The organism is Brevundimonas sp., assembly GCF_032107865.1.
In the GTDB taxonomy this organism is placed as follows: Bacteria; Pseudomonadota; Alphaproteobacteria; order Caulobacterales; family Caulobacteraceae; genus Brevundimonas.
Genome location: NZ_DAMCNG010000304.1, coordinates 1 through 2,600, shown reverse-complemented (window position 1 = coordinate 2,600; position 2,600 = coordinate 1). Strand labels below are relative to the sequence as shown.

1 protein-coding gene and 1 pseudogene are annotated in these 2,600 nt (G+C 70.9%); both read right to left on the bottom strand.

Annotation, left to right across the window (positions count from 1 at the left end):
- On the bottom strand, positions 1-2,099 hold a 2,099-nt coding region (gspD, locus tag RT567_RS15955; RefSeq protein ID WP_313577195.1), incomplete at its 3' end, for a type II secretion system secretin GspD.
- Positions 2,096-2,600, bottom strand: a pseudogene (locus RT567_RS15950) (type II secretion system protein N); the annotation flags it as partial. The pseudogene RT567_RS15950 and the gene gspD, both read right to left, overlap by 4 nt.

Sequence of the window (2,600 nt, the reverse complement as noted above, 5' to 3'; positions counted from 1 at the left end):
CGCGCCGCGACCGGCGCGACAGGGGCGATGACCAGCGGCTCTCCGGCCACGGGGACGGCGGGCGGCTGGGCCTGCATATAGTCGCGCAGCAGGGCGTCGAGGCTCGGCTCGCGGTCGGGATGAACGCGCTGCTGCTCGCCGCGCATATAGCCCCAGCGATCCGCCGCCAGCCCCTGCGCATCCGCCGTGGTGCGCAATATGGTCGGGCGCAGGAAGACCATCAGATTGGTCCGCCCCCGCTCGCGGCTGGTCGAGCGGAACAGGACGCCGACGCCCGGAATGTCGCCCAGCCCCGGCACCCTGCTCGTCTCCAGCCGGTCGTTCTGATCCAGCAGGCCGCCCACCACGGCGATGTCGCCGTCATCGACGACCAGCGTCGTCTCCAGCTCGCGCTTGTCCAGGATCAGGTCGCTGGCGCCGCTGGTCAGCAGGCCGTTGATGCTCGACACCTCCTGCCTCAGCGTCAGGGTGATGGAGCCGCCCGCATTGATCTGGGGCCGCACCGTCAGGCGCACCCCGATGTCCTTGCGCTGGGTCGTGGTGAAGGGGTTGGAGTTGCCGTCCAGAATGGCCCGACCGGTGGTGATCGGCACCTCCTGTCCCACCAGGAAGGTCGCCTCTTCGTTATCCAGCGTCATGATCGACGGGGTCTGCAGCAGGTTGGAGCCCGCGTCCGTCTTGGCCGCGTTGATGATGAAGCCGAACAGGCCGTCGCCCCACTTGCCGCCCGCCCCGCCGACAAAGCCGTTGGCGCCCAGCAGGCTGTTCAGCGCCAGATTCTGCAGGCGCTCGCGCAAGGGATCGTCCTTGTCCAGCTGCCCCGCCGCCGCCCCGCCCGCGATGGGAACCAGCGGCGCCGCGCGATCGGAATAGTTGGTCAGGCCGACGCCCTGCTCGCCCGCCATCAGCCACTGCACGCCCAGATCGCGCACGGCCTTGTCGCTCAGTTCGACAACGATGGCCTCGATCAGCACCTGCTGGCGGCGCACGTCCAGTTGGCGGATCACCTCGGTCAAAGTGCGTTGCAGGTCCGCCGGGCCGGAGATGACCAGGGCGTTGGCGCCGGGGAAACGGGCGATGGTGGCCCGCTGACCGGTGGCGGTCACGGTGGTCGAGCCGATCGGCCCGCTGTCGGCCTCGCTCGTCGTGGTCAGGCCGCCCGACGCCATGCCGCTGGTCGTGTTGGTCGCCACCGCGCGGGCCGTGCGCAGGCGCGGGGACGAGGTAGCGGCCGCATCGGCGGGCTGCCCCACAATCTGTTGCAGGACGGGCAGAAGCTGTTCGGCGTCGGCGTGCTCCAGGAAGACGACATTGACGTCCTGACTGGCCCGCGCCCTCCCGTCCAGATCGGCGATCAGGCCGCGCACCCGCGCCAGCGCCTGACCGTCCCCGCGCAGCACCAGCGCATTGGAGCTTTCGACCGGCGTGATCGTCACCAGCCCCGGCCCGCCGGGACCGCCCGTCACCTGTTGCAGCACGCCCGCGATCTCGCGCGCCGAGGCGTTCTCCAGCGCGACCACCTCATAGGCGGAACGGTCCATGTCGATGCGGCCGACCAGCGCCCGGATGCGCGACAGATTGTCGGCGAAGTCGGCCACGACCACGCTGTTGGCGCCGGGATTGGCCAGCACCTGCCCCTGCGCCCCGACCAGAGGCCTGATCGTCTCAGCGGCCGAGGCCGCGTCGATGTGGCGAAGGGTGAAGACCTCGGTCGAGAACCGCTCTGCGCCGACGGTGGCCGGGCCCTGCGCCGCGCCCTGCGCCGGACTGATGCGATAGGCGCCCGAGGACGTCGGCGTCACCACCAGACCATTGGCCCGGAGCGTCGACAGAAACACCTCGAACAGCTGGGCGCGGGTCAGGGGACGCGGGCTGGACACCGTCACCGTGCCCGTCACCGCCGGATCGACGATGAAGGTGCGCCCGGTCGTGCGCGCCACATCCTGCACGAAGGCGCGGATGTCGGCGTTCTGGACGTTCAGCGTCTGACGCGCCTCCTGACCTCCGCCTTGGGCCATCACCGGCGCAGCGGCCAGCGGCTGCACCGCCAGAACAGCGGCCAGAACGCCGGTAAGCAGGGAGCGGTTACGGGCCTTCATGGGCGCGTCCTTACGGTGGTGGAGCGGACCTGACCGTCGCGCTCGAACTGGATCTGGGCCGAGGGAGCATCGGCCAACTGGCCGCGCAGAGCGGCGAGCGCCTGCGGGCTGTTCAGGGCCGCGCCGTTGACCGACAGGATGACGTCGCCCGAGCGCAGACCGGCGTTGCGAAGCTCGCCCCCGTCGCCCGAGGCGGAAACGGTCAGGCCGTTGATTCCCAGCCCCTGAACGCGCGGCCGCAGACCCGCCTGGGCGATCAGACGTTGAGGATCGACCACCGCGCCTTCGGCCGAAGCGGGTTCGGACGCAGTCACGGCGGATTGCGCCGCCGCGACAGGCGCAACGGGCGCGACGCCCGAGGCCATGTCGGGAAAGTCGAGACGGAACGGAGCGCCGTCGCGCGACAGCATGACGTGGTCGGGGGCGACGGCGTTCAGGGTCAGCCCCGGCTCCACCTCCTCGCCCGCACCGACCGAAACCTGGCGCCCGTCCGCCAAGCCG